A 25404-nucleotide genomic window follows, 5' to 3' on the forward strand; every position below is an offset into this window, starting at 1 on the left:
TAGGGTGAACCGATGAGCGAGTTCGATGCGGCGACCGACGCTGTCCAGGCCGCCCTCGACGCGGGAGCCCGGTACGCGGACGCCCGGGTGATGCACCGCCGCTACGAGTCGATGTCGGCCCGCAACGGCGACATCGAGGAGCTGACCCAGGACGAGAGCATCGGGCTGGGCGTCCGGGCGCTGGTCGGGTCGAGCTGGGGTTTCCACGCCGTACCCGAGCTGTCGGAGGCCCGCGAGGCCGGCCGGCGCGCCGCGGCGATCGCCACCGCGAGCGCGCGGGTCCCCGGCCCGCCGATCGACCTGGTCCCCGTCGCGGCGACCGTCGCGAGCTGGGCTTCCGGCTGCGAGGTGGACCCGCTCGGCGTCTCCCTCTCCGACAAGGGCGACCTGCTGGTCCGCGCCACCGAGACGATGCGCGCGCACGGCGCCGACCTGGCCGAGGGGCTCTACCAGATCTGGGACACCACCAAGTGGTTCGTCTCCAGCGAGGGGCACCGCATCGACCAGCGCATCCGCGAATGCGGGGCCGGCATCTCGGCCACCTCCATCGGCGACGGCGAGACGCAGCGCCGCTCCTACCCGAGCTACCGCGGCCAGTACGGCACGACCGGCTGGGAGCTGGTCACCTCGCTCGACCTGGCCGCGCACGCCGCCCGGATCGCCGAGGAGTCCCGGGAGCTGCTCACCGCGCCCGAGTGCCCGTCCGGCGAGACCGACCTGATCCTCGGCGGCGAGCAACTCGCCCTGCAGATCCACGAGTCGGTCGGGCACGCCATCGAGCTGGACCGGATCCTCGGCTGGGAGGCCGCCTTCGCCGGAACGTCCTGGCTGGATCTGCGCCAGCTCGGCGCGCTGCGGTACGGCTCCAATCTGATGAACATCACCGTCGACCCGACCATCCCGGGTGCCCTCGGCAGCTTCGGCTTCGACGACGAGGGCTCCCCGGCGGTCAAGCGGGACGCGGTCCGCGCGGGCCGCTGGGTAGGGGTGCTCGCCGGCCGGGACTCGGCCGCCGTCGCCGGTCTCCGCTACGGCGGCAGCGTACGGGCGGACGGCTGGGCCCGGCTGCCGATGGTACGAATGACCAACGTGGGCCTGGAGCCGGGCCCGCACACCCTCGACGAGATCATCGCGGCCACCGACGACGGGGTGCTGATGGACGTCAACCGTTCCTGGTCGATCGACGACAGGCGACTCAACTTCCAGTTCGGCTGCGAGGTCGGCTGGGAGGTGAAGAAGGGCCGGCGGGGGCGGATGCTGCGCAACCCCACCTACACCGGGATCGGGCCGGTCTTCTGGCGCTCGATGGACATGCTCTCCTCGGAGATCGTCCCGTGGGGCACGCCGAACTGCGGCAAGGGCCAGCCGGGCCAGGTCGGGCACACCGGCCATCCGGCCGCCCCGGCCCGCTTCCGCAACGTCCGGGTGGGGGTACGCGCATGAGCGAGCTGGACGTCGCCGGCCGGGTCGTCGAGCTGGTCCGCCGGCTCGCCGGGCCGGACGCGCAGGCCGAGGTCACCGTGATCCGCACCGACCTGGCGCTGACCCGGTTCGCGAACTCGTTCATCCATCAGAACGTGTCCGAGTCGGGCACCACGGTGCGGCTGCGGCTGCATGTCGACGGGCGGACCGCCGCCGGCACCGGCAGCCTGCTGGACCCCGACGGGCTGGCCGCGCTGGTCGAGCGGACCGTAGCGGCGGCCCGGCTCGTCCCGGCCGACCCGGCCTGGCCGGGGCTGACCGCGCCGTCGCCGGTACCGCCGGGCGCGGTCTTCGACGAGGCCACCGCGTACGCGGCCCCGGACGATCGGGCCGCCCGGGTACGCGCCTTCGTGGACGCCGCCGGTGGGCTGGAGACGGCCGGCTACTGCCGGACGGCGTGCCGGTCGGGCGCGTTCGCCAACTCGGCCGGGCATGCGGTGGTGGGGCGTACGGCCGAGGCGGCGATGGACGGCATCGCGCGTACCGGCGGGGCCGACGGGGTGGCCCGCCGCTGCGCCGACCGGCTCGGCGAGTTGGACGGCGCGGTGCTCGGCGCGCGGGCGGCGGCGAAGGCGCGGGCCGCGACCGACCCGGTCGAGCTGCCCCCGGGGCGGTACGAGGTGGTGCTCGAACCAGCCGCCGTCGCCGACCTGCTGCAAAACCTCGCCTGGTTCGGCTTCAACGGCAAGCGGCACGCCGAGCGGCAGTCCTTCGCCGAGCTCGACACCGTCCAGTTCGACCCGTCAGTGACCCTGGTCGACGACCCGCTGCACGCCTCGGCGCTGCCGTTCGACCTGGAGGGTGCGCCCCGACGGGCACTGACCCTGATTGACGCGGGCACCACGACCGCAGTGGCGCACGACCGGCGCAGCGGCGCCGAGGCGGGTGCCGAGTCCACCGGTCACGGGACGCCCGAGGGGGCCACCTTCGGCCCGATCCCGCACAACCTGCGCCTCCTTCCCGGCACCGACGGCGACCGCCCGGCCACCGGCGGTGGGGCGCTGGCTGGGGCAGTGGCCGATCCGGACACCGCCGCACTGGTCGCCGGGCTGCGGCACGGGCTGCTCGTCAGCGACTTCTGGTACACCCGGGTGCTCGATCCGAAACGGCTGGTCATCACGGGGTTGACCCGGAACGGGGTCTGGCTGGTCGAGGACGGGGTGCCGACCAGGGCGGTCCGCGACTTCCGCTTCACCGAGTCGTACCCGCGTGCTCTGGGGCCGGGCCGGGTGCTCGGCCTGGGCCGGCAGCCGGTCCGCCAGCCGGACCGGGTCGACGGCTCCTGGTGGGAGGCCCCGCCGCTGCGGCTGGCGTCGTGGAACTTCACCGGCGGCGCGTCGGGCTGACCGCCCCGGGTGGCGCAGGACCGGACAGTCCCGCGCGGCCGGTCGATTCCAGCGACGCGAATATTGATCATGGCTCGGGTCTTTCCAACCTGCGGGACACACGGGACACTGCGATGCGCGGCCACGCCGCGAAGATCGGCGTAACGTGTGTCATTTAGCTACGCCGGTTCGCCGGCGTGGTCGCATGCGTGCGCAAGACGTGGCAGTGGACGCGGTCGCCGGTCCGCTGGCCGGTACGGAAGGTGATCTGCCGCCCCGCGAGGGCGCCGTCAGGGAGACTTGAATGACATCAACGGCAACGAGGCCGCTCGGGGCGCGAGCACGCGCCGCGATCGCGGCGAAGACGTTGCGGACCGACCGCTGGTGGCTCGCGCCACTGATCACCGTCGTCGGCCTCAGCGCCTGGATCATCTACGCGACGGTCCGGGTCTTCATGCACAAGTGGTTCTGGGTCCAGGACTTTCACTACCTGACGCCGTTCTACTCCCCGTGCCTGACCGAGCGGTGCGGCGAGGGTTCCGCCCACATGGGCACGTTCCTGCCGAACTGGTGGATCATCCCGGATGCGGCGCTGACCCTGCCGTTCCTGCTGCTGTTCCGGTTGACCTGCTACTACTACCGCAAGGCCTACTACCGGTCGTTCTGGCTCTCGCCGCCGGCCTGCGCGGTCCCGGACGGGCACGCCACGTACGGCGGGGAGACCCGGTTCCCGCTGCTCGGGCAGAACCTGCACCGCTACTTCTTCTACGCCGCCGCGATCATCTCGGCGATCAACACGTACGACGTGTTCTACGCGTTCCACTCTCCCAAGGGGTTCGGGTTCGGGCTGGGCAACCTGGTCCTGATCGGCAACGTGGTGATGCTCTGGGCGTACACCATCTCCTGCCACTCCTGCCGGCACATCATCGGCGGCCGGCTCAAGCACTTCTCGAAGCACCCGGTGCGTTACAAGGCCTGGACCTTCGTCTCCTGGCTGAACGTCCGGCACATGCAGCTCGCCTGGATCACCCTCGGCACCCTGGCGCTGACCGACTTCTACATCATGGCGGTCTCCGCCGGCTGGTTCGCCGACCCGCGGTTCATCAACTAGAGGCCCCTGGACATGACTGAGACGCGAATCGAACGACACCACTACGACGTCGTCGTGATCGGGGCCGGCGGCGCCGGCCTGCGCGCGGCGATCGAGGCCCGACTGGCCGGCAAGAAGACCGCGATCATCTCGAAGTCGCTGTTCGGCAAGGCGCACACCGTGATGGCCGAGGGCGGCGCCGCGGCCGCCATGGGGAACGTGAACTCCCGGGACAACTGGCAGGTGCACTTCCGCGACACCATGCGCGGCGGCAAGTTCCTCAACAACTTCCGGATGGCCGAGCTGCACGCGAAGGAGTCGCCGCAGCGGATCTGGGAGCTGGAGACGTACGGCGCGTTGTTCGACCGTACGAAGGACGGGAAGATCTCCCAGCGGAACTTCGGCGGCCACGAGTACCCGCGGCTGGCGCACGTCGGCGACCGGACGGGGCTGGAGCTGATCCGTACCCTCCAGCAGAAGATCGTCTCCCTGCAGCAGGAGGACAAGCGGGAGTTCGGCAACTACGAGGCGCGGATCAAGGTCTTCGCCGAGACCACCATCACCGAGCTGCTGCTCGACGGCGACCGGATCGCCGGCGCGTTCGGCTACTACCGGGAGTCCGGCGAGTTCATCCTCCTCGAGGCGCCGGCGGTGGTCCTCGCGACCGGTGGCGTGGGTCGCTCGTACAAGGTCACCTCGAACTCCTGGGAGTACACCGGGGACGGTCACGCGCTGGCACTGCGCGCCGGGGCGACGCTGATCAACATGGAGTTCCTCCAGTTCCACCCGACCGGCATGGTATGGCCGCCCTCGGTGAAGGGCATCCTGGTCACCGAGTCGGTCCGCGGCGACGGCGGGGTGCTGAAGAACTCCGAGGGCAAGCGGTTCATGTTCGACTACGTGCCGGACGTGTTCCGCAAGCAGTACGCCGACAACGAGGCGGAGGCGGACCGCTGGTACACCGACCCGGACAACAACCGGCGTCCGCCCGAGCTGCTCCCCCGCGACGAGGTCGCCCGCGCGATCAACAGCGAGGTCAAGGCCGGTCGGGGTACGCCGGCCGGCGGCGTCTACCTGGACATCGCCTCCCGCAAGTCGGCCGAGGAGATCCGCCGCCGCCTGCCGTCGATGTACCACCAGTTCAAGGAGCTGGCCGACGTCGACATCACCAAGGAGCCGATGGAGGTCGGCCCGACCTGCCACTACGTGATGGGCGGCGTCGAGGTGGACCCGGACTCCGGGGCGGCGGCGGGCACCGTACGCGGGCTCTTCGCCGCCGGTGAGGTCTCCGGTGGTATGCACGGCTCCAACCGGCTCGGCGGCAACTCGCTGTCGGACCTGTTGGTCTTCGGTAAGCGGGCGGGCGGCCACGCCGCCTCGTACGCCGACCAGCTCACCACCCGCCCGACGGTGTCGCTGCCGGCGGTGGAGGCCGCGGTGGAGACGGCGCTCGCGCCGCTGCAGCGGGACACCGGCGAGAGCCCGTACGTCCTCCAGCAGGACCTGCAGGCGGTGATGGGGGATCTGGTCGGGATCATCCGCCGGGAGGGCGAGCTGGTCGACGCGTTGCGCAGACTGGCGGAGCTGCGGGAACGGGTGGCCAAGGTGAGCGCGTCCGGCGGCCGGCGCTACAACCCGGGCTGGCATCTGGCGCTGGACCTGCGCAACATGCTGGTGGTCTCGGAGTGCACCGCGAAGGCCGCGCTGGAGCGGCAGGAGTCGCGCGGCGGGCACACCCGGGAGGACTTCCCGAAGATGGACGCGAAGTGGCGGCGGGTCAACCTGGTCTGCTCGCTGGACGGCGACGCGGTCCGCCTGACGCACAAGCCGCTGCCGAAGCTGCGCCCGGAACTGATCGCCCTCTTCGACCGGGCGGAGCTGGCCAAGTACCTGACCGACGAGGAACTCGCCGAGTTCGACGCCCTCGCTGAGGAGGCGAGCAAGTAATGGGGACCAAGAGGCAGTTCCGCATCTGGCGGGGCGACGAGACCGGCGGCGACCTGCAGGACTACACGGTCGAGGTCAACGAGGGCGAGGTCGTCCTCGACGTGATCCACCGGCTCCAGGCCACCGACGCGCCGGACCTGGCCTGCCGGTGGAACTGCAAGGCCGGCAAGTGCGGTTCCTGCTCCATGGAGATCAACGGCAAGCCGCGGCTGAGCTGCATGACCCGGATGTCGACGTTCGAGGAGGACGAGACCGTCACGGTCACCCCGCTGCGGACGTTCCCGGTCATCCGGGACCTGGTCACCGACGTCTCGTTCAACTACGAGAAGGCCCGGGAGACCCCGGCGTTCGCACCGCCGGCCGGCGTGGCCCCCGGCGAGTACCGCATGCAGCAGGTGGACGTCGAGCGCTCGCAGGAGTTCCGCAAGTGCATCGAGTGCTTCCTGTGCCAGAACGTCTGCCACGTGATCCGCGACCACGAGGAGAACAAGCCGGCGTTCTCCGGTCCCCGGTTCTTCATCCGGGCGGCCGAACTGGACATGCACCCGCTCGACGCGAAGACCGACCGCAAGGAGTACGCGCAGGCCGAGATGGGACTCGGCTTCTGCAACATCACCAAGTGCTGCACCGAGGTCTGCCCCGAGCACATCAAGATCACCGACAACGGGATCATCCCCATGAAGGAACGGGTCGTCGACCGCAGGTACGATCCCCTTGTGTGGCTTGGTAGCAAGATCTTCCGGAGGGGTCAGGTGCCTCAGACCAGCGTGACCAGCGGTCATCACAGTGACGCCGCGACGGCGGGTGACCCGCTGGAAATGCACTCGCACGCCGGTGGCTCGCACGACGCGCGGTCCGAGGCGCAGGCACAGGCGGGCGTCAACTGGCACCGCGAGGTGCCGCACCCGACGGCACCCGCTGTCGACGCCAACGGTCGGCTGCCGCTGACCGAGTTGACCTTCGACAAGGCCGCCGCGCCGTCACCGTTCGGCGACGACGTCCGGTTCCCGCTGCCGCCGCAGCACCTCAACTTCGCTCACCCGCAGCAGGACGAGCCGAAGCACTGAGCCGGCACGGACGACGACGGGGGCCGCGGCACACGCCGCCGGCCCCCGTCCCGTTACGGCAGCAGGGGGCGTAGGGCGGCGACGATCGGCACGTCGGCGGGCAGCCAGGGCACGCTGTCGAGTTCGGCGGCGGAAAGCCAGCGCAACTCGGAGTGCTCCAGCGCCTGCGGCTGGTCGCCGTGGAGGAGGCGGGCCAGGTAGACCCGGAGAACGGACCGGCCGTGGGCCATCCGAACGTCCCGGCCGACCCGGGCACCGATCTCCACCCGTACGCCGAGTTCCTCGGCGCACTCGCGGACCAGCGCGGCGTTCTCGCTCTCTCCCGGCTCGACCTTGCCACCTGGGAACTCCCAGCGGCCGGCTACCTCTGGTGGCGCGGATCGGGCGCACGCCAGCACCCGGCCGTCCACGATGATGGCAGCGCCGACGACCACCTTCAGCTCACGCCGGTCGGCCTGCCCACTACCGCTCGCCCGTTCGGTCCGCACGGGCGTCCAGGGTGCCAGATCAATCGGCGGTTTGGGTAGCTGATACCGCCGTCAGGACAGCAGAACACGGAAGTGTGGGCGTGGACACACCATCCGCACGACGACACACTAGAGGCCGTCAACCAGGACACGGGACAGCGACGATTTGGCCACGAGCCGGCAACGACGCCTCGGAGGTGCGGTAATGCGCGCACTGTTCAGCGGCCGGGCAAAGCACGACTATCTGAGCGATGCCCTCGCCCTGCTGACGGGGTGGACCCGCGAAGGTGAGCAGATCCACCGCACGATCGCCCTCGACGACACCCAGCACGCCGCGTTGACCGAGCGGGTCAAGGTGGTGGCCGACGCGCTGCACCTGCGCCCCGAGATCAGCCGCAGCGCCGACCGTACGCAGATCCGGGTGGGTCACGGCGACGGCGACCCGCTGACCGAGGGTGCGGTCCTGCTGGCCGCCCGCATCGAGGACGCGGTCCGGGCCGTCACTCAGCCCTGATCCGCCTGGCACGCCCCGCCTACCGTCGTAGGGCATGACCACCCCCACGTATGACCGCAAAGACCAGTTCCAGCAGATCCAGAGCGGGCTCCTGGCCGGCGAGCAGATCATCGCCGTCTACGACGCGATCGGCACCGGCACCGGGTTCATCGGCCTGACCGACCGGCGGGTGATCATTCAGGACCGCTCCTTCATCGGCAAGCGGTACGCCATCACCAGCATCCCGTACTCGAAGATCACCAGCGTCAGCGTGGTCAGCAACAAGTCGTGGGGCGGCGCGTACTTTTCCACCGGTGCGATCGCGATCCACGTCGGCGCGCAGACCTACGAGGTCGAGTTCCGCGGCGCCCAGAAGAGCCACCACGTGCACAACCTGATCCTGCACCACATTTCCTGACCCTCTCCGGCCACCGCTGGACGCGCTGGCCCACGGACGCGTCCCGCCGCTGACGCCCACCAGCCGTGGCGTCAGCTGCAGCGAGTCGCCATCACTGTCTGTACAAATCTCCTACCGCGCCCCGAAGGGTCGCGGGTAACTTTGCTCTGCAGCCATATACGCAACAGTCACGCACGGTTTCCTGTTGCGCAGCTGGCTGCAGAGCAAAGGCGGAGAGGCGAGGTCACCGTGCGGAAATCGCCCCACAGGTTTCCGCTGTTCAAGCAGCCGATGCGTCCGGGGCACCAAACGAGGGCAGATCCAACGCCGTCACGTTGGGTGACAGCGGATCTCCGCAGGCCGACATCACCCTCAGTTAACGACAGAGCGCCAGCCGCGTGACGGGTCAACCCACAGATGCGCCTGCCTGAGACACTCATTCCCATGCTGAAATGGTTCGCGGTCGTCAAGCAGTGGTGGACCGTCCGTCGGGTGCGACGGGCACTGGTCGGCGTCGCCGTCGGCGCGGCGCTGGCCGCCGTGGTGAGCGCGGCCAGCGTGGCGTGGATCCGCGGCGGCGCCGAGGGCCACATCTTCGACGAGGCCAGTGTGCCGGAGGCGCCGGTCGCTCTGGTGCTGGGCACGAAAGTGGAGGCGGACGGCAAGCCGGCGCCGTTCCTCACCGCCCGGCTGCAGCTCGCCCAGCGCCTGTTCGACGCCGGCAAGGTCCGCGTGATCCTGGTGTCCGGCGACAACATGCACGCCGACTACAACGAGCCCGAGGCGATGCGCCGCTGGCTGGTAGACCGGGGTGTGCCGTCGGGCAAGGTGGTGCTCGACTACGCCGGATTCGACACGTACGACTCGTGCGTGCGGGCCAAGCAGATCTTCGGGGTGGACCGTCTCACGGTGGTGACCCAGTCCTTTCACCTGCCCCGCGCCGTCTCGCTCTGCCGGCACCTGGGGATCGAGGCCAACGGCGTGGGCGACGACTCCGTCCGGGGACGGTACGCCGTGAAGTGGCGGATCAGCTCGACCCGCGAGTACGGCGCCTGTGTGAAGGCGGTGGTGGACGTGGTGTCCGGCCGCGACCCGGTGCACCTCGGCCGTCAGGAGCCCGGCGTCGAGGAAGCCCTCCGCGCCGGTTGACGGCGACCGGATCGCCTACAAGCGCTTGCGCATCTGCACCGTGGCTGCCTCGAAGCCCATCTGCTCGTACAGCGCCCGGGCGCCGACGTTGGCGGCGAACACGTTCAGACCGATGCCGACGATGCCCCACTCTCGGCACCGCGCCTCGGCCGCTTCCATGATCGCGCGCCCGTAGCCCTTGCGCCGCAGCTCGGGGCGCACCTCGAAGTCGTACACGAACGCATGCGGCCCGTCCGATTTCCGTTCGACGTTCAGCCAGAACATTCCCACCTCGACGTCACCGTCGTACGCGGTCCACAGGTGATGGCCCTCGGTGGCGAGCCCGTCGGGCAGGAGCCGCGCGTAGTCGTCCCGCGCCTTCTGCCGCGCCTCCGCCGGCGGCAGCATGCCGGATTCCGCGATGTGCTGGGCGTAGGACACCTCGGCGTCGTCTCGATACCGGCGGTACTGCTCGTCGGTCATCGGTTCCAGTCTGAGCGTCATTCGCGTAACGGTAGGCCGTTCCGGCCCGCCAGGCTGCCCCGGTGCCGGGCCGACGGGCCACCTCAGCCGGCCTTGGGCCGCGTCGGCGAGAGTGGACGCCTGGGCGACGGGCACCCAGCCGTCCTGCCCGCGTACCTGGATCCGGCAGCCGCCCCGGCTGAACTCGACGGCCACCGGGGTGCCGGCATAGCGCTCGCCGAGTTGGACGAGCACCGGCACCGGGTCGGCGAGCGGCAGCTCGACCGGCGACTGCGGGACGGGGATCGGCACGTCCGGGTCCACCGGCACGGCGGCCAGCACCGCGTTGTCCAAAAACCGCAGGCAGAACGCGACCGCCGCCTCCACGGAGGGCCGGCACGGCCCGTCGAGCCGATCCGGCGGGGTTCCGCAGGGCACAAGCTGGACGCCCCACGAGCACCTGCCCAGCTCGGCCGGGCCGTGGGCGCGCACAGTGACCGCCAGGCACAGGGACAGCCCGACCGCGAGCCGGACCAGGTCCGCCAGCGGCGGGACGTCGGGCCGCGCGGCGACCACGATCAGGCGTGCGCCGGGCCGACCGGCGGCGGCCCGGGTGACGAACTCCCGCTCCGGGTCGCGCTCGTCGCCGTACAGCAGACCCTCGCGCAGCTCGACGGCGACCGGCTTGCCGCCGTCGGCCTCGGTGAGGTCTTGAGGGCGTACGCCGAGCTGGGCCGCCCGGTCCGCGAGCCGGTAGCGCCCGGCGAGCCAGTGCCTCGACTCGGCCGCGGGCCCGCTCGACGCGGGTCGCCAGAGTTCGTGGTGGACCCGGTCCCGCAGGTCGGTGACGGTCACCATCAGGGTGGTGTGCAGACGCCTACTGCCCTGGCAGCGGGGGCAGGGGAAGACCGACGGCGTGAACCCCGCCCCTGAGCAGTGGCGACAGGCCGGGTCGGGCGACCGGTCAGCCACGACGCAGTCACAACGGACCAGCCGGCTGCCGGGGACGCAGTCGGGACAGGTGTCATGGTCGATCGGCTCGCTCTGCCAGGAGGGCGCGGGCGGTTCCGCCGCCCGCAGCAGCACCGTCAGCCGGCGGCGGGCTACCTGCCCGGTCTCCCGTTCGCGCAGCACGACGGTCTGCCCGCCGGGCACCAGGCGGGTGTGCCACCAGCGGCCGTCGCGCCAGATCGCCTGCGCGGCCGGCGCGCGGGTCAGGTCGGCGTCGATCCGCCGGCCGAGCCGGTCCAGGTCGACGACCGGCTGGGCCGCCGTCGCCCGCACCGGTCGCAGGGCGTACGCGGGTGCCGTCCGCCCGCGCTCGTCGAGCCCGAGCAGGGCATTGTCGATGCTGGTGGTGGCGAGCGCCAGGCGCAGGTCCGGGTGGCCGGTCGCCTCTGCCGGCACCTCGCCGCCGGGCACCTCGAAGCGGACCTGCCAGGTCGGATCGCGCCAGGGTTGCCGCCGCGCCTCGACCACCAGGTCCAGGCAGAGCAGGTCCGCCAGGGCGCAGAGCCGGCCCAACGCCTCGTCCGGCTCGTCGGGCGGCAGCAGCATCGACCGGCCGAGCAGCACCCACCACGGCCGGTGCCGGTGGCGGGCGATCGCCTCGGCCTCCAACGCGTACCGTTGCTCGGCCGGCAGGCCGGGCCGCCAGCGCGGGCCGAGCCCCAGCGTCTGCTGGCTCACCTCCCACGGCCGGCGCCGCTCGATCAGACCGGTCGCGCCGACGGCGTCGGTCAGCTCGCGCAGCAGCGGCGCCAACGCCAGGCACCACCGGCCCCGGGCGTCCCGGGTCGACTCGACGCTGCCCGGCACCACACTGCGCGAGGCGGTCACGCCGGTGTCGACGTTGACCACGGTGAGCACGAGCTGTGCCCGGCACCGCTCGCGCCGCCCGCAGTCGACGCAGGCCTGCGTCACCGTCCCGGCCCCGGCGCAGAGCCGGCAGTCCCGGTACGCCTCGCCCACGTCGTCGACCCCGTCCACCAGCAGCCGGTTGCCGCCGTCGGCGCAGTAGCAGGGCTCCAGCAGGAACCCCAGCCCCGCGCAGGTGGTACACGTGATCACCGCCGGCCCGGTCACCGGACCAACCGCCGCGCGCACGGCCCGTCGTGGTCGGCCCCGAGTAGGCAGCGCCGGCCGTTGGGCAGCGGCAGATCGCAGAAGACCCGATGGCGTACGCCCTGGTTGTCCTCGGCGGAGACGGTGGTCTCGCCCGGGTCGGCCGTGGCGAGCAGCCTCGCCCAGCGGGCCACCACCCGGGCCAGGCGTACGGCACCGACCAGGTCCCCGGCGAGCACCGGAAGATGGATGACGAAACGCTGCCGGTCGGGCGGCATCAGTATCGCGCCCCCGCGTTGGCGCGCTGCGCCTGCTCGGACTGCCAGCCGCGCAGCGCGTCCTTGATCCGCGCCGTCTCCTGCCGGCTGGTGCCCAGCGCGTCGTAGACGGCGGCCAGGTCGTCGGCCACCCGGTCGAGGAACTCGTGCACCTCCTGCGGGTCGAGCCCGCGCCGGCCGAACCGGCTCGGCCGGAACCGCCGCTCCCGCACCTGCCAGGGGCGCAGCGGCGGACAGGCCGCCGACCGGTAGTAGCCCGGCTTGCTGTTCTGCTTGCTTTCTTCATGCCGACGGGTAAGCCGGAAGAAGCGCACGACCTGTCCCACCTTTCCGCTGGGGTTTCCCTTGGAAGGGGTGGTCCACCCGCCCGCCGCGAACGGGCGGCCCACCCCGGCCCTGCCACCGCAGCCCCACCCGGCAGTACGGCCACCAGAGCCAGCTCACCGACGAGTGATAGCGCGGCTGTCATCGCCTGATCACCTGCTGTGGCTGCCACCCTAACCCTTAATGCCTTATGGCTACAAGGCCATTCGGCCAAAGGATCACTTGCCCATGAGGCGTCAACGCTGGAGGCATGACCATCGATCCGCGATCGCACACCCCCGTCTATGTGCAGCTCGCCGACCTGCTTCGAGCCCGGATCGAGTCCGGCGAGCTACCACCCGGTGCGCCAATCGGTAGCGAAGCGCGACTGAGCCAGGAATACGGGATCGGCAGGGACGCTGTACGCGAGGCCATCTGGGTCCTGCGCTACGAGGGATTGGTCAGCACCAGCCGGGGCCAGAGCACAACGGTGCGTCACCGACCGGAGCGGCAGCGGGTCGAGCTGCTGCCAGGCGCCTCGGTGATCGCCCGAATGCCGACCAGCGACGAGCGCCGCTCCCTCGACATCGACGAGGGCGTGCCGGTCCTCGAAGTCCACGACGCCGAGGGCGGCGTTAGGGTTCTACCGGGCGACGCGGTCGAGTTAATCCATCCCAAGTCGGAGTGATCTCCGGCCAACCGTGGCGTCCGATCCCGATCGTTGGCGCGTCGGCTTGATCGTTGCTATAGAGATCGGGCTCAGGGACACAAAATCCTGATTGTCACCTATGGACCAAGGAGTTGTGTGGTGTGACCATCGATCCGCGCTCCCACATGCCGGTCTACATGCAGCTCGCCAACCTGATCCGGGAGCAGATCGAGTCGGGGGAACTCTCTCCGGGTGCTGCCGTCGGCAGCGAGATGCGGTTGAGCCAGGAGCACGGGATCGGCCGCGACGCTGTTCGCATGGCGGTCGCACTGCTTCGATCGGAGGGCCTCGTCACCACCGCCCGACCGTTCGGCACCCGGGTCCGCGAAGTGCCACAGCGCCGACAGGTCGAGCTGGCCGTCGGTAGTTCGGTAATCGCGCGGATGCCCACGAGCGATGAGCGCCGCAGGATGCAGCTCGACGAAGGCGTGCCGGTGCTGGAGGTTCGCAGCCCCGACGGCAAGGTTGACGTCCTCGCAGGTGACGAGGTCGAACTGATCCCACCGCTTTCGCCCACCGGCCACGAAGAGTGATGACATGCATGCGCCTTGTGGCGATGAACTCGTAGGCTCCACTCTGGCTATCAACCTGCGCTCGCACACACCGGTCTATGTGCAACTGGCCGAGTTGCTACGGCAGCGGATCGAAGCCGGCGACCTGGAACCCGGCAGTGCACTGCCGAGCGAGGCACGACTGACGCAGGAGTATGGGATCGGCCGCGAAGCGGTCCGCATGGGCATCTCGCTCTTGCGTTCGGAAGGACTGGTCCGCACAGTGCGCGGACACGGCAGCTACGTACGCGAGGCCACCCAGCGTAGGAAGGTTGAGCTGGTTGCAGGCGGATCGGTGATCGCCCGTATGCCAACCGGGCGCGAGCGTCAATCGCTCAACCTCGACGAAGGCGTACCGGTCCTCGAAGTCCGCGATGTCCAGGGCGGCGTCGAAGTCCTGCCGGGCGACGAGGTCGAGCTGACCCGCCCCAGGTCGGAGTGAACTCGGCTGACCAGGAGTGCCGAGGGCATCCCGGTCAGGTGTGCGACGGTTGGCACCCTGCTGGTCGCCAGGGGCTTGAACATGATGATCCGGCCCGTGATCTGTGGCAGCTCAGCTGTCGTCGCCTCGGCGTGTCGTCTTGCTCAGCTGACACCGATCGAAGGTAATCGACCGTGCCGGTCCGAGATCAGGCCTGCCCGGGCGGTCACCGTAATCGAAGGAAAGGGTGACCGCCGGGCTTCTCCACGTCCTCGCCGGACGCGTTGTCGGTGGTCAGCAGCAGTTGGTGGGTGCCCTCTCCAGTTGGGCGGAGTCGGCCTTGACGGTGTAGACCTCCCACGGCTCGTTGCCCGGGCCGCGTACCCAGACCTTGTCCTGGAGGGCGTAGCAGCACTCGGTGTCGTTCTCCTCGAGGGTGACGAGGCCGGCGTCGGTGAGTCGCCGGGTGGCCGCGTTGACCTCGTCGGTGCTGGGCACCTCGACGCCAAGGTGGTCCATGACGGTGGGCTGGTCGGGCTCGCCTTCCAGCAGGACGAGCTTCAGGGGCGGGTTCTCGATGGCGAAGTTGGCGTAGCCGGGGCGGCGCTTGGCCGGCTCGACGCCGAACAGCTTGGCGTAGAAGGCCACCGAGCCTTCGAGGTCGGAGACGCGCAAGGCGAGCTGGACGCGGGACATGACTCCCCTTATCTCGATGTTCATCGAAGCAGGTGCCACCACTGTTGCACGCTGTTTAGAAATCCGTCAAGCTAGAGGTGTGTCGAAACAAGCCCTGCAAGCGGCCGCCTGCTGCACCCCGATCGGCGTCCGCGCCCTGGACGCCGATCGGGCGGCGCTGGTCGCGCCGATGTTCAAGGCGCTCGGCGACCCGGTCCGGCTGCGGCTGATGTCGATGATCGCCTCGGTGCCCGAAATCTGCGTCTGTGACCTGACCTCGGCGTTCGACCTGTCCGGGCCGACCATCTCCCACCACCTCAAGGTGCTGCGCGAGGCCGGCCTGGTCGACTCGGAGCGGCGCGGCACCTGGGTCTGGTACCGGGTCAGGCCGGAGGCGTTCCGCCAGCTCGGCGCGCTGCTGGACATCTCCGCCGCACCCGCCGCCAAGGCCGACGCCGGGGCCTGCGCGTGAGCCTGGCCCGGCGCGCGTCCGCCGAGTTCGCCGGCACCGCGCTGCTGGTCGCCGCCGTGGTCGGCTCCGGGATCGCCGCCGCCCGCCTCTCCCCCGGCGACGTCGGGCTGCAGCTGCTGGAGAACGCGGTCGCCACCGCCCTCGCGCTGGGCGCGCTGATCCTGACGTTCGGTCCGGTCTCCGGCGCACACTTCAACCCGGTCGTCTCCGCCGTCGACTGGTGGCTGGGCCGCCGTACCGGGACCGGCCTGACCGTGCGGGAACTCGCCGGCTACGCGGCGGCGCAGGTCGCCGGGGCGGTCGCCGGAGCGGTGCTGGCCGCCCTCATGTACGGGCTGCCGGCCGTGTCCTGGTCACACACCGCCCGTACCGGGGGCAACCTGTGGCTGGCCGAGGTCGTCGCCACCGCCGGCCTGGTCGTGCTGATCTTCGCGCTGGCCCGCAGCGACCGGGCGACCGCCGCGCCCGCCGCCGTGGGTGCCTACATCGGCGCCGCCTACTGGTTCACCTCGTCCACCTCGTTCGCCAACCCGGCGGTCACCATCGGTCGGGCGTTCACCGACACCTTCGCCGGCATCGCCCCGGCGTCCGTACCCGGCTTCGTCGCCGCACAGTTGGTCGGCGGCCTGGTCGCCGTCGCCGCGCTGGCCGTCTGGTACCCGCAGGCCCGACGCGCCACCGATGCCGCCATCGTGCCCCACCCCATCGAGGAGACCGCGCTCCGATGAGCGAGAAGCCGAGCGTCCTGTTCGTCTGCGTACACAATGCCGGCCGTTCCCAGATGGCCGCCGGCTGGCTGCGCCACCTCGCCGGGGACACCGTCGAGGTGCGTTCCGCCGGAAGCGCACCCGCCGACCAGATCAACCCGGTCGCCGTCGAGGCCATGCGCGAGGTCGGCATCGACCTCACCGACCAGACCCCGGTACGCCTCACCTGGGACGCCGCCGAGGCCAGCAACGTCATCGTCACCATGGGCTGCGGCGACGCCTGCCCGGTCTTCCCCGGTAAACGGTACGAGGACTGGCGGCTCACCGACCCCGCCGGGCAGCCGCTCGACGTCGTACGCCAGGTCCGCGACGAGATCAGGACCCGGGTGGCGGCCCTGCTCGCCGATCTGTGACGTGCCGGCAACTGGCACTTCCCAGCGCGGCGGGCGGGCGAGAAGATGCGACATGCGGAAAAACTGGCAGTTCATTGTGGGCGCACTCTCGGGTGTCACTGGCGCGGTGATCTGGGCGCCGGCCCTGGCGATCTACCAGCCGATCATGCAGCCCGAAGGCTTCTGGACCGACATCGTCACCGGCGAGAAATACCCGGAGTTGGCTGGCAACAACACCTACTGGCCGCGGGACATCCGCCAGTTGGCGATCCTGCTGGCCATCGGCGGGGTGATCCTGATCTGCAGGGCGAACCCTCGCGGCGTCGCCGCCGGCGCGGTCGCGGCGACCGGCTGGCTCGGCGTGGACCTCTGGTTGGACCGGATTGATGTCGCCGGCGGCACCACCGCGGCCTGGCTCGCGGTCGGCGGCATCGGCGTGTTCTCGGCGACTGCCGTCATCGCTGTGCGGATCTCGACGGGCCGGGGCGGAACGGCGCTCGCCCGCCACCTGTTCGCTACCGTCGGCGCACTACTCGCGGTTGCGACGATGGTGGTCACCACCCCCTGGGAGGAGCCCGTCACGAACCCGGACCAGGTCCAGGTCGAGAACGCGCTCGCGATGCTCAAGGCAGGGCTGGTCGTGATGTTCATCGCTACCATGATCGGGTTCGTCGCCGTTCGGCTCACCGCAGCCCGTGCCCTGCGGATAGGCGTCTTCGTCGGGGTGGCCGCGCTGGCCGCCTGGCTCGCCGCCGCCGACAACGTTGTCGGCCTGATCGGCATGCCGGTCGCCGCGACGCTCGCCGTCGTAGCCGCCCGGGAGGTCGCCCTGATCCCTGCTTCCCGTCGCGGTCGTCTGCGGCGCGGCACTGTTCCCGGCAATGATGGCGCTCTACTTCGTCGGTCTACCGGTCGGCAGCGCGATGACCTCCCTGGCCGGCAACCCGGCGGTCAACGGTGCCGACAGCGATCTCTCGTTGGCCTTCTGCGGCCTGTGCTTCGGGCTGCTGCTGGCATCGATCAGTCATGTGCTGACCCGGCCACCGCACGAGCCGGGCAGCCTGAGCCGCGATTCTGGCCCAGATCTGGCCCGCATTTAGAAGAATTTGGCCAGGATCGCCGCCAGGGCCGTCGGCCGCTGCAACACCGCGTGGTCCTCCCCGGGCATCACCTCCAGCACCGCGCCCGGCACGGTCGCCGCGACCGCCTTCGTCGCCGCCGCCAGGCCCGGCGCGGTCCGGTCACCGTAGACGGCCAGCACCGGGACGCCGATCCGGGCGATCCGGTCGAACGGCATCAGCTGCCAGGGCGTGCTGAGCAGCACGTCGTACGGGAGGCTCGGCGCCTTGTCGAGCAGGAACGGCCACGTCTCGTCGGCCTTCATCCCGGCGACCGCCCCGGCCGGGACGCCGACCACGCCACAGAGGAACAGCTCCACCGCGCCGTCGCGGTCCCCGGCCGCGACCAGCGCCCGGAGCCGGTCGTAGACGTCGGCCGGCGGCCTCGGCAGGCTCTCGTCGGCCTGGTACGAGGGCTCGTAGACGGCGACCCGGTCGATCGGCAATGCGTGCATCGCCCCCTCCAGCACGAGCACCGCGCCGGAGGAGTGGCCGAACACCGCGGCCCGGCCGCCGACGTGCGCGATGACCGCGGCCAGGTCGTCGACCTCGTTGGCGACCCGGTAGCCCTCGCTCCGGTCATCGCTGCCACCCCGACCGCGCCGGTCGTAGGTCACCACAGTGAACCCCGACGCGAGTTCGGCGCCGAGCCCGGCCACGGTCGAGCGGTCGTTGAACGCGCCGCCGACGAGGATCACCGGCGCGCCCTGGCCGATCGTGTCGACGACGAGCGTCGTGCCGTCCCTGGACGTGATGGTTTCCGTCATGACCGGTCAGCCTCTCTGGGATCCGCAGCGGCAGTACGCACGCTACTCGCCCCCACCCGCTCGGTCCGGCGTGAAGACGACCTGCCAGGCTCCGGTCATGTGCTCGGGCACGATCTCGACCGTCACCGAGTCGCCGGGGTGCAGACCGAGGCCGAGGCGACTCCAGTCACCGTCCTTGTCGCCGTACATCCCGTAGCCGCCCATCGCGTAGTCCCACCACTCGCCAGTCGTGACATCAAGGCCGTTGACGCGCAGGTGGAGGAGCCCGGGCGTCTGGGCCACCATGTCGACCGAGCCGATCGTCTTCCAAGCCAAGGTTCGTCGTACGGTGCGGGTCGGGTCGGCGGGGTCGGATCTGATGATGACGGCGTCCGGGCACAGCTCCTCGGTGCAGCCGGCGGGTAGCACCTCGGGCAGTGGGGCGAGCGATTCCGACGGCCGGGGTGGCAGCGGATACTGGTCGAACGGCATCCGCTCACCGAGCGCGAGCCCGAACGTGCCGGTCTCCGGGATCGCCACGTGGCCACCACCCGTGTCATCGGACCGTTGCGCTCCGGTGATCGTCATGACGAAGGTGACCGGCTTGCCGACCGGGACGTCGCTCCCGTACCAGCCCCCGGGCTGGAAGGTGCCACCGCAGCCTCCCGCGACGAAGTCATGGCCCTTCACGGTCACCTTTGCCTCAAGCGTGACTTTCTCTCCCGTGCCGTCGCAGCGGGTGAAAACGACGAGATCGAGAGTGGTCGGCACGATCGTCAGCTCGAGGCGCTGCTGCGGCAGCGCGGCGGACTTCGCGGCCACGACACGCGCTCCGTTGGCGTACTCCGGGAAGCCTTCGATCGTGCGTACCGGCGAGGGCGTGGCCGCCGGGGTGGGGGTGACGTCGGGGCGCAGCCCGGGCACGACGGCGGCCGCCGCGACGCCGGCCAGGGCGACGATCGCGCCGGCGGTCCAGGACGCGATACGCCGGCGCCGGCGGGCGGTGACCTTGGCGCGTACGCCCTGCAGCCGCAGGTGGTGCACGACGTGCTCGGCCGGGTCGCCGGAGCGCTCGTCGAGCACCTGCTTCAGATCGATCAGGTTCACCGCAGCGTCCCTTCCGGCGTCAGCGTCTCGTCCAGGCGGAGCTTGGCCAGCGCCCGGCTGGCCTGGCTCTTGACCGTGCCGACCGAACAGCCGAGGACCTCGGCGATCTCGACCTCGGAAAGGTCTTCGAAGTAGCGAAGCACGAGCACGGCACGCTGCCGGCGCGGCAGCCGGCCCAGCGCCCGCCACAGGCGGTCCCGGTCGTCGAGGCCGACGTGCGGGTCGGCCTCGACGACGATCTCGGGCAGGTCGGCCGTGGGCAACTCACCCCGCCACCGGCGCCGCCACGACGACGCGTACGCGTTGACGATGATCCGCCGTACGTATGGCTCCGGGTCACCGTCGATGCGCCGCCACGCCTCCCAGGCCCGCGCCAGCGCGGTCTGCAGCAGGTCCTCAGCCGACACCCAGTCGCGGGTGAGCAGATACGCGGTGCGCAACAGCCGCGGTGACCGGGTGACGACGAAGTCGTCGAAACCCTCCGGTGTGATCACGTGCCCACCCTCTCGTCCAGTCGGTCACCAGGTAGTACCGCCTGTGGCCCGAGAAGGTTGCACGTCGCTGGGGCACGCCATCCGGCAGATTTCAGCCGATCGCGTACGCCCGGATGATCGTCACGTCGGTGTAGCCGCCGGTGGTGTCGGTGACCCGGACCCGCAGCGAGACCGCGCCGGACCGCGGGTTGCCGACCAGCGCGGTCCACGTACCGTTGATCTTTTTGACCGGCACCGACCGCCACGTCCGGCCGTCGTCGAACGAGGCCTTGGCGGTGATCGTCTTCACCTTCGGGTTCTTGCCCAGCTTGGCGTCCGGGGCACCCTTGGGCCGGCTCAGCTTCAGCGGGACGTTCGTGGTGCTGCCCGGCTTCGCCTGGTTGTAGAGGTTGAGGCCGGCGGGCTGCATGGTGATGGCGTAGACGGGTGCCGTCACCGAGGTCTTCGGCTTCGCCTTGAACCGGAACGTGACGCTGGTCCTCGGCGACAGCATCCCGGCCGGGAAGGTGATCTCCGGGTAGTAGCGGCTCGCCGTGTTGGTGAGGGTGTACCAGCCGGCCGTCTTCACCTTGTAGCTGAGGACCGTCGCCCCGGGCTCCCAGCCCCGGTCCTTGACCGTCTTGACCGTCTTGCCACGGAACGTCAGGGTCCCCGTCGCCTTGTCACCGCCCTCGACGCTCTGCCGGGGAAAGTTGGGATCGGCGAACATGTCGTTCAGCGAGTAGGAAAGCCGGCCATTGAGCACCACCGGCAACTCCACGGCCGGGCCCCACGCGCTCTGGTTGAACCGCAGGTTGTACGACTTACCCGCAGCAACCTGGCGCAGCGCGGAAAGGCCGCCGATATTCCAGCTGGAACCGGACTTGGTTTCCGCCCAATTGGTGGTAAAGATGTCCCACTTGCCCGGTGACAGGAATACCTTCGTTCGATACGGCCGGTCGATGTCGAGCAGACCGCCCCACATGCGGTCACCGCAGGAGCGGTCGATCGGCTGCACCCGCAGCCCGGTGCTGGTGGACGCGGACGGGCCGCGCCGGGTCTCCACGTTGACCGTGGCAAGTGAGGACTGGCTGAAGGTCCGCGACGGCGAACTCGGAATGCCGGTGGTGGTGGAATACATGACCGCGTGGCGATCGCCCTCGCCGGAGCGGTTGGTCCAGACCCGCATCGCCGCGAAGGCCAGCTTCTTCGACGAGTTCGGAATCACGTACAGCTCACCGTCGCCGAGATCGATGGCCTCGACCCGCACCACCGCCGTCTGGTGGGCGGTGCAGACCTGAGCGGTGGTCTGTGTCTCGAGCCCGGCACCGGCGGGGGCCGGGCTGAGGCCCACGGTGACCCGGCGACCCTTGCGCGCGTCCAGGGTGGTCTTGGCGGCGCCGGAGACCTTGACGACGCTGGCCCCGAGCGTCGACACCAGGCCGGTGTCGATCGAGGCGAGGACCGCGTACGTGCCCTTCGGCAGCTTCTTGACCTGACCGGACTTGACCGAACGGCTCTGGTTGGTGGCCAGGTTGACCACGGTCGTCGTGACCGCGACCTTCTTGCCGTTCCGGTCCAGGGTGGTGATGGTGAGCGTGTCACTCGCGGCAAGCGCAGGGGTGCCGCCGCCGACCAGAATGGCCGGCACGAGAGCAGACGCGAGAATCTTGGTGACCGCCCTGCGGCCAAAGTGGACAAACGGGCCGACGCTGGACGTGGCCCGGGTAAGAAGGGTGGCCATTCCACGAATCCTTATCGATGGAGGGCGAGCCTCGATACTTGATCAACTCATTGTGCGGCACATGGTGGTCAAATTCGAGGACGAGACCACATCTTGCCGCACACCGAGTCGATCAGCGCCGACGACAGCCTCAGGCTGCTCGCAACGGCGGGATGATAGCCCACGATCTCCGTAACGCATGACGTCAATAACGTCAGACGTTGAAGCGGAACTCCACGACGTCGCCGTCCTGCATGACGTACTCCTTGCCTTCGATCCGGACCTTGCCGGCAGCCTTCGCCGCCGCCATCGATCCGGCGTCGACCAGGTCGGCGTAGGAGACCACCTCGGCCTTGATGAAGCCGCGCTGGAAGTCGCTGTGGATGACCCCGGCGGCCTCCGGCGCGGTCGCGCCGACCGGGACCGTCCAGGCCCGCGCCTCCTTGGGGCCGGCCGTCAGGTACGTCTGGAGCCCGAGAGTGCGGAAGCCGACCCGGACGAGCTGGTTCAACCCCGGCTCGGACTGCCCGATCGACTCCAGCAGCTCACGGGCCTCCTCCTCGGGCAGGTCCACCAGCTCGGACTCGATCTTGGCGTCCATGAAGATCGCCTCGGCGGGGGCGACCAGGGCGCGCAGCTCGTCGAGGAACTCGGCGTTGCCCAGCTCGGCCTCGTCGACGTTGAAGACGTAGAGGAACGGCTTGGTGGTGAGCAGGTGCAGCTCGCGCAGGTGCTCCAGCTCGATCTTGGCGGCGGCCGCGCCCGCGTACAGGGTGGTGCCGCTGTCGAGGACTTCGACGGCCTTCTTCGCGGCCTCGACGGCGGCGGCCCGGTCCTTGCGGAGCTTGGCCTCCTTCTCCAGCCGGGGCAGCGCCTTCTCCAGGGTCTGGAGGTCGGCCAGGATCAGCTCGGTGTTGATCGTCTCGATGTCGTCGGCCGGGGAGACCTTGCCGTCGACGTGCACCACGTTCGGGTCGGAGAAGGCGCGCACCACCTGGCAGATCGCCGAGGCGTCGCGGATGTTGGCCAGGAACGCGTTGCCCCGGCCCTGCCCCTTCGAGGCACCCCGGACCAGCCCGGCGATGTCGACGAACGAGACCGGCGCCGGCAGCAGCTTCTGCGAGGAGAAGATCTCGGCGAGCTTGTCCAGCCGCTCGTCGGGAAGCCCGACCACGCCGACGTTCGGCTCGATGGTGGCGAACGGGTAGTTCGCCGCGAGCACGTCGTTCTTGGTCAGCGCGTTGAACAGGGTGCTCTTGCCGACGTTGGGCAGGCCGACGATGCCGATGGTGAGACTCACGACGAGCCAGCTTACGCCGTTCGCCGCGCGTCGCGGACAGGCAGGCCCGACTCAGCGGGCCTGAGCCGTCAGCAGCCGGGGTTCGATCCGGGTCTCCCGCACGCTGCCGTCCGCCTCCCGCGTCACCTGGTACGCGGCGACACCCTCCTGGTCCGCCACCGCCTCGGCCAGCCGGGTGCCCCGGTAGACCAGCCCCACCCCGTCGTCCGTGCAGTGGCTGGTCGGCAGCGTGCCGTCGCCCACCAGCTTGTGCATGAGCGGCCGGCGCTGCTCCTCACCGTCGTAGTGCACCCCATTGCCGTACGGGAGCCAGCCCAGCCCTTCAGTGAACGGCCGCAGGGTCGGGCCGTAGCTGTCGGTGGCGCCGCCGAGGTGCCAGCAGATCGACCCGGCGGAGACGCCACCCAGCACCACGCCGGCCTGCCAGCACTCGTGCAGGATGTCCGGCAGGCCGTGCACCCGCCACACCGCGCAGAGGTTGGCGACGCTGCCGCCGCCGACCCAGATCATGTCCTGGGCGAGCAGGTGGGCCCGGATGTCCTCGACGTTGGGCATCGGAAACAGGGCCAGGTGGGACGGGCGGAATCGGGTGCCGGCGAACGCGCCGTAGAAAACGGTGTACGAGGTGGGCTGGTCGCCGACGGCCTGGTTCAGGTAGCAGATCTTCGGCGCGTCGCCGGCCTCCGCCAGCTCGGCCATCAGCTCGAAGATCGGCCCGGGCTGCGCGTCCCACGGGCCGCGCCGGCGGCTGCGGAAGCCCGTGCTGGTGGCGACGATGGTCGGTTCGGCGGCCGGCATGGCGTCCTCCCGGTCGAGTGGCCTGGTGATTCTCCGATCATCCTGCGGGGTGGCGCAGAACGATCTTCGGTCATCCTGCGCCATCGGCCGGGCGCCCCGCAGCCCGGCACCCCCCGCTCGGCGGCAACTCGGCCGCGGCGGCGAGCGGCAGCGTGAACCGGTGCGGGGCGGCGGGACCGGCCGCGTACGACTGGTCGAGCAGCCAGCGCACCTCGTCGAGCGTCCAGCCCAGCCCGCGCCGGCCGGCGATCTCGCGGACCAACCGTAGGCCGACCCGGGTGTCGTCGTCGTAGAAGCGCATGCACCAGTGGTGCGCCCACATGCCGAGCGCCCGCAGCCCCGCCGGGTCGAGCGAGCCGGCGAGCCGGCCGCACGCGGTCTCGGCGAAGGCGCGCCCCGGGTCGTCCGCCCGGTCCCGTTCGATCGCGCCGTACGCGGCCGGCGCCACCACCCGCATCCGGTCGTACAAGCCCTGCATCACCGCGCGGTCCAGCCGCATCCGCCCCGACCGCATCAGCGGGCACCTCGCCCGGCCACGCTCGCCATCCCCCGCACCTTTTCTTGAGTTGATCGGCGGGACCGTACCGACCACTACCGACACTTCTCGCGCCGGAATCCGTTGCCGCGTCAGGGATAGCTGGGCTGACCTGGGGCGTCTGAATAGGTGACAAACAAGCGCGGGAGGGTGCGTGGACGAGGACGACCGGGCCCGGCTGGCCGAGTTCGTGGCCAACCGCACGCCGGCGATGATGCGGGTCGCGTACCTGCTCACCGGCGACCGGTACGCCGCCGAGGACCTGTTCCAGTCGGCGCTGGCCAAGACCATCCCGAAGTGGCGGACGCTGCGGCACGTCGACCCGGAGGGCTACCTGCGGGCGGTCATGTACCGAGAGCAGGTGAGCTGGTGGCGACGGCTGCGTCGACGGCGGGAGACGACGCTCACCGGGGCCGACGAGGCGGTCCAGCCGGACCTGAGCGCCGGCATCGACGTACGCCTGGCGATGCGGGCGGCGCTGCGACGGCTGCCGCCGGCCCAGCGCACGGTGGTGGTCCTGCGCTACTACGAGGACCTCACCGAGACCCAGGTGGCCGAGGTGCTGGGCTGCACCGTCGGCACGGTACGCAGCCGTACCCACCGGGCGGTGAGCCGGCTGCGGCAACTCCTGCCGGACGTCGAACTCCTGGAGGTACGGCTGTGAGCACGCCGTTCGAGGATCTCATCCGCGCCACCCTCTCCGACCTGGCCGAGGAGGCACCACCTGTGCAGAACCAGTTGATCCCGGCGGAACGCCGGGCCCGAACCCGCAGGCGCACCACCACAGCGCTCAGCGTGGCGGGGGCGATCGCCGCCGTGTTCGTCGCCGCGCCGCTGGCCGTCGCGGCGGTCCGCGAGGACGCGCCCAGGCCCGCTACTCCGCGCTTGCCCGCGGCCACCACGCCGGCCAAATCCCCGACCCCCCTCCTTTCCCCGAGTCCGTCCGCCCCCAACGCCAGCCCATCCCCCACGCCGTCCGCCCCCAACGCCAGCCCATCCCCCACGCCGTCCGCCCCCAACGCCAGCCCATCCCCCACGCCGTCCCCGCCCACCACCAGCCTCTCCCCCAGCCCGCGCCGCTGACCTTCCGACGCGCGCCCGGCGGTCGTCCTTCCCTGCGGAACGGCGACCGCCGGGCATAGCCGATCGCCTCGCAATGGCGTTCCACTGACCG

Annotated in this window: 30 protein-coding genes; 17 read left to right on the forward strand and 13 right to left on the reverse strand. The window is 70.6% G+C overall.

All coding sequences use genetic code 11. The features are described 5' to 3' along the window. The first annotated feature begins 12 nt into the window (after positions 1 to 12). The 5 genes from ABZ671_RS06340 (at position 13) to ABZ671_RS06360 (ending at position 6911) form a co-directional block, all read left to right on the forward strand. The gene (locus ABZ671_RS06340; protein WP_357852150.1) at positions 13 to 1443 is read left to right on the forward strand and encodes a TldD/PmbA family protein; all 1431 of its coding nucleotides are present in this window, start codon (positions 13 to 15) and stop codon (positions 1441 to 1443) included. Next, positions 1440 to 2828: a metallopeptidase TldD-related protein gene (locus ABZ671_RS06345; protein WP_357852153.1), complete on the forward strand. Its 1389-nt coding sequence runs from the start codon at positions 1440 to 1442 to the stop codon at positions 2826 to 2828. The genes ABZ671_RS06340 and ABZ671_RS06345 overlap by 4 nt, the downstream gene beginning before the upstream one ends. A 283-nt stretch (positions 2829 to 3111) precedes the next feature. Further along, positions 3112 to 3918, forward strand: a complete 807-nt coding sequence (locus tag ABZ671_RS06350) for a hypothetical protein (protein ID WP_357852156.1) — start codon at positions 3112 to 3114, stop codon at positions 3916 to 3918. A 12-nt stretch (positions 3919 to 3930) separates the two neighbouring features. Next, a complete protein-coding gene (locus tag ABZ671_RS06355; protein WP_357852159.1) occupies positions 3931 to 5844 on the forward strand; it encodes a fumarate reductase/succinate dehydrogenase flavoprotein subunit in 1914 nt (637 codons plus the stop codon). Further along, the gene (locus tag ABZ671_RS06360; RefSeq protein ID WP_357852162.1) at positions 5844 to 6911 is read left to right on the forward strand and encodes a succinate dehydrogenase/fumarate reductase iron-sulfur subunit; all 1068 of its coding nucleotides are present in this window, start codon (positions 5844 to 5846) and stop codon (positions 6909 to 6911) included. Before ABZ671_RS06355 ends, ABZ671_RS06360 begins: the two co-directional genes overlap by 1 nt. Before the next feature lie 53 nt (positions 6912 to 6964). Here the strand turns inward: ABZ671_RS06360 and ABZ671_RS06365 are convergent, their stop codons facing one another. Beyond that, positions 6965 to 7399 (reverse strand): (deoxy)nucleoside triphosphate pyrophosphohydrolase, encoded by a 435-nt coding sequence (locus ABZ671_RS06365; protein WP_357852165.1) that lies wholly within the window; start codon positions 7397 to 7399, stop codon positions 6965 to 6967. Positions 7400 to 7583: 184 nt separating this feature from the next. Between ABZ671_RS06365 and ABZ671_RS06370 the strand changes: the two genes are divergently transcribed. From ABZ671_RS06370 to ABZ671_RS06380, 3 genes are all read left to right on the forward strand, one after another. Beyond that, positions 7584 to 7892: a 4a-hydroxytetrahydrobiopterin dehydratase gene (locus ABZ671_RS06370; RefSeq protein WP_357852168.1), complete on the forward strand. Its 309-nt coding sequence runs from the start codon at positions 7584 to 7586 to the stop codon at positions 7890 to 7892. Between the two features lie 34 nt (positions 7893 to 7926). Next, entirely contained in the window at positions 7927 to 8289 is a 363-nt protein-coding gene (locus ABZ671_RS06375) for a PH domain-containing protein (protein WP_357852171.1), read from the forward strand. Between the two features lie 423 nt (positions 8290 to 8712). Next, complete coding sequence (locus tag ABZ671_RS06380) at positions 8713 to 9417, forward strand: ElyC/SanA/YdcF family protein (RefSeq protein WP_357852174.1); 705 nt, start codon at positions 8713 to 8715, stop codon at positions 9415 to 9417. Between the two features lie 15 nt (positions 9418 to 9432). Here ABZ671_RS06380 and ABZ671_RS06385 read toward each other — a convergent pair whose 3' ends face one another. The 3 genes from ABZ671_RS06385 to ABZ671_RS06395 are packed head-to-tail and all read right to left on the reverse strand — an operon-like array spanning position 9433 to position 12427. Continuing rightward, positions 9433 to 11928 (reverse strand): GNAT family N-acetyltransferase, encoded by a 2496-nt coding sequence (locus ABZ671_RS06385; protein ID WP_357852177.1) that lies wholly within the window; start codon positions 11926 to 11928, stop codon positions 9433 to 9435. 11 nt (positions 11929 to 11939) lie between these two features. Next, entirely contained in the window at positions 11940 to 12200 is a 261-nt protein-coding gene (locus ABZ671_RS06390; protein WP_357852179.1) for a hypothetical protein, read from the reverse strand. Further along, on the reverse strand, positions 12200 to 12427 hold the full coding sequence (locus ABZ671_RS06395) for a DivIVA domain-containing protein (RefSeq protein ID WP_357852598.1): 228 nt from the start codon (positions 12425 to 12427) through the stop codon (positions 12200 to 12202). Before ABZ671_RS06395 ends, ABZ671_RS06390 begins: the two co-directional genes overlap by 1 nt. Positions 12428 to 12774: 347 nt before the next feature. Between ABZ671_RS06395 and ABZ671_RS06400 the strand changes: the two genes are divergently transcribed. From ABZ671_RS06400 to ABZ671_RS06410, 3 genes are all read left to right on the forward strand, one after another. Beyond that, the gene (locus tag ABZ671_RS06400) at positions 12775 to 13191 is read left to right on the forward strand and encodes a winged helix-turn-helix domain-containing protein (protein WP_357852182.1); all 417 of its coding nucleotides are present in this window, start codon (positions 12775 to 12777) and stop codon (positions 13189 to 13191) included. Positions 13192 to 13313: 122 nt separating this feature from the next. Further along, complete coding sequence (locus ABZ671_RS06405; RefSeq protein ID WP_357852185.1) at positions 13314 to 13745, forward strand: GntR family transcriptional regulator; 432 nt, start codon at positions 13314 to 13316, stop codon at positions 13743 to 13745. A gap of 79 nt (positions 13746 to 13824) precedes the next feature. Beyond that, positions 13825 to 14205 carry a GntR family transcriptional regulator gene (locus ABZ671_RS06410; protein WP_357852188.1) on the forward strand — a complete coding sequence of 127 codons (381 nt, stop codon included), beginning with the start codon at positions 13825 to 13827 and terminating at the stop codon, positions 14203 to 14205. A gap of 273 nt (positions 14206 to 14478) precedes the next feature. Here ABZ671_RS06410 and ABZ671_RS06415 read toward each other — a convergent pair whose 3' ends face one another. Beyond that, positions 14479 to 14880, reverse strand: a complete 402-nt coding sequence (locus ABZ671_RS06415; RefSeq protein ID WP_357852191.1) for an ArsI/CadI family heavy metal resistance metalloenzyme — start codon at positions 14878 to 14880, stop codon at positions 14479 to 14481. 79 nt (positions 14881 to 14959) lie between these two features. Between ABZ671_RS06415 and ABZ671_RS06420 the strand changes: the two genes are divergently transcribed. From ABZ671_RS06420 to ABZ671_RS06430, 3 genes are read left to right on the forward strand one after another with little or no spacing between them, the layout of a single operon-like run. Beyond that, the gene (locus ABZ671_RS06420) at positions 14960 to 15331 is read left to right on the forward strand and encodes a metalloregulator ArsR/SmtB family transcription factor (protein ID WP_357852194.1); all 372 of its coding nucleotides are present in this window, start codon (positions 14960 to 14962) and stop codon (positions 15329 to 15331) included. Beyond that, positions 15328 to 16059, forward strand: coding sequence for an aquaporin (locus ABZ671_RS06425; protein ID WP_357852197.1), 732 nt, complete (start codon positions 15328 to 15330; stop codon positions 16057 to 16059). The genes ABZ671_RS06420 and ABZ671_RS06425 overlap by 4 nt, the downstream gene beginning before the upstream one ends. Further along, a complete protein-coding gene (locus ABZ671_RS06430) occupies positions 16056 to 16451 on the forward strand; it encodes an arsenate reductase ArsC (RefSeq protein ID WP_357852200.1) in 396 nt (131 codons plus the stop codon). Before ABZ671_RS06425 ends, ABZ671_RS06430 begins: the two co-directional genes overlap by 4 nt. Before the next feature lie 216 nt (positions 16452 to 16667). Here the strand turns inward: ABZ671_RS06430 and ABZ671_RS06435 are convergent, their stop codons facing one another. Then, positions 16668 to 17081 (reverse strand): hypothetical protein, encoded by a 414-nt coding sequence (locus ABZ671_RS06435; protein ID WP_357852203.1) that lies wholly within the window; start codon positions 17079 to 17081, stop codon positions 16668 to 16670. 230 nt (positions 17082 to 17311) lie between these two features. Between ABZ671_RS06435 and ABZ671_RS06440 the strand changes: the two genes are divergently transcribed. Beyond that, on the forward strand, positions 17312 to 17530 hold the full coding sequence (locus ABZ671_RS06440) for a hypothetical protein (RefSeq protein ID WP_357852205.1): 219 nt from the start codon (positions 17312 to 17314) through the stop codon (positions 17528 to 17530). Here ABZ671_RS06440 and ABZ671_RS06445 read toward each other — a convergent pair. The 7 genes from ABZ671_RS06445 to ABZ671_RS06475 form a co-directional block, all read right to left on the reverse strand. Next, positions 17527 to 18315 carry an alpha/beta hydrolase gene (locus ABZ671_RS06445; protein ID WP_357852208.1) on the reverse strand — a complete coding sequence of 263 codons (789 nt, stop codon included), beginning with the start codon at positions 18313 to 18315 and terminating at the stop codon, positions 17527 to 17529. The two genes, ABZ671_RS06440 and ABZ671_RS06445, sit on opposite strands and share 4 nt — an antisense overlap. 42 nt (positions 18316 to 18357) lie before the next feature. Continuing rightward, positions 18358 to 19401, reverse strand: a complete 1044-nt coding sequence (locus tag ABZ671_RS06450; protein ID WP_357852211.1) for a hypothetical protein — start codon at positions 19399 to 19401, stop codon at positions 18358 to 18360. Next, positions 19398 to 19895, reverse strand: a complete 498-nt coding sequence (locus tag ABZ671_RS06455; protein ID WP_357852214.1) for a SigE family RNA polymerase sigma factor — start codon at positions 19893 to 19895, stop codon at positions 19398 to 19400. Before ABZ671_RS06455 ends, ABZ671_RS06450 begins: the two co-directional genes overlap by 4 nt. Positions 19896 to 19986: 91 nt before the next feature. After that, positions 19987 to 21618 (reverse strand): hypothetical protein, encoded by a 1632-nt coding sequence (locus tag ABZ671_RS06460; protein WP_357852216.1) that lies wholly within the window; start codon positions 21616 to 21618, stop codon positions 19987 to 19989. Positions 21619 to 21811: 193 nt separating this feature from the next. Then, a complete protein-coding gene (gene ychF / locus ABZ671_RS06465) occupies positions 21812 to 22897 on the reverse strand; it encodes a redox-regulated ATPase YchF (protein WP_357852219.1) in 1086 nt (361 codons plus the stop codon). Positions 22898 to 22948: 51 nt separating this feature from the next. After that, positions 22949 to 23695, reverse strand: coding sequence for a peptidase E (locus ABZ671_RS06470; RefSeq protein WP_357852601.1), 747 nt, complete (start codon positions 23693 to 23695; stop codon positions 22949 to 22951). Between the two features lie 70 nt (positions 23696 to 23765). Next, complete coding sequence (locus ABZ671_RS06475; RefSeq protein ID WP_357852222.1) at positions 23766 to 24209, reverse strand: hypothetical protein; 444 nt, start codon at positions 24207 to 24209, stop codon at positions 23766 to 23768. A gap of 175 nt (positions 24210 to 24384) precedes the next feature. On the opposite strand from ABZ671_RS06475, the gene ABZ671_RS06480 reads away from it, so the two are divergent. Further along, the gene (locus ABZ671_RS06480; RefSeq protein ID WP_357852225.1) at positions 24385 to 24894 is read left to right on the forward strand and encodes a SigE family RNA polymerase sigma factor; all 510 of its coding nucleotides are present in this window, start codon (positions 24385 to 24387) and stop codon (positions 24892 to 24894) included. Next, positions 24891 to 25313: a hypothetical protein gene (locus ABZ671_RS06485; RefSeq protein ID WP_357852228.1), complete on the forward strand. Its 423-nt coding sequence runs from the start codon at positions 24891 to 24893 to the stop codon at positions 25311 to 25313. The genes ABZ671_RS06480 and ABZ671_RS06485 overlap by 4 nt, the downstream gene beginning before the upstream one ends. The last annotated feature ends 91 nt before the right edge of the window (positions 25314 to 25404 follow it).

The organism is Micromonospora sp. NPDC006766 (assembly GCF_040636055.1).
Taxonomy (GTDB): domain Bacteria; phylum Actinomycetota; class Actinomycetes; order Mycobacteriales; family Micromonosporaceae; genus Micromonospora.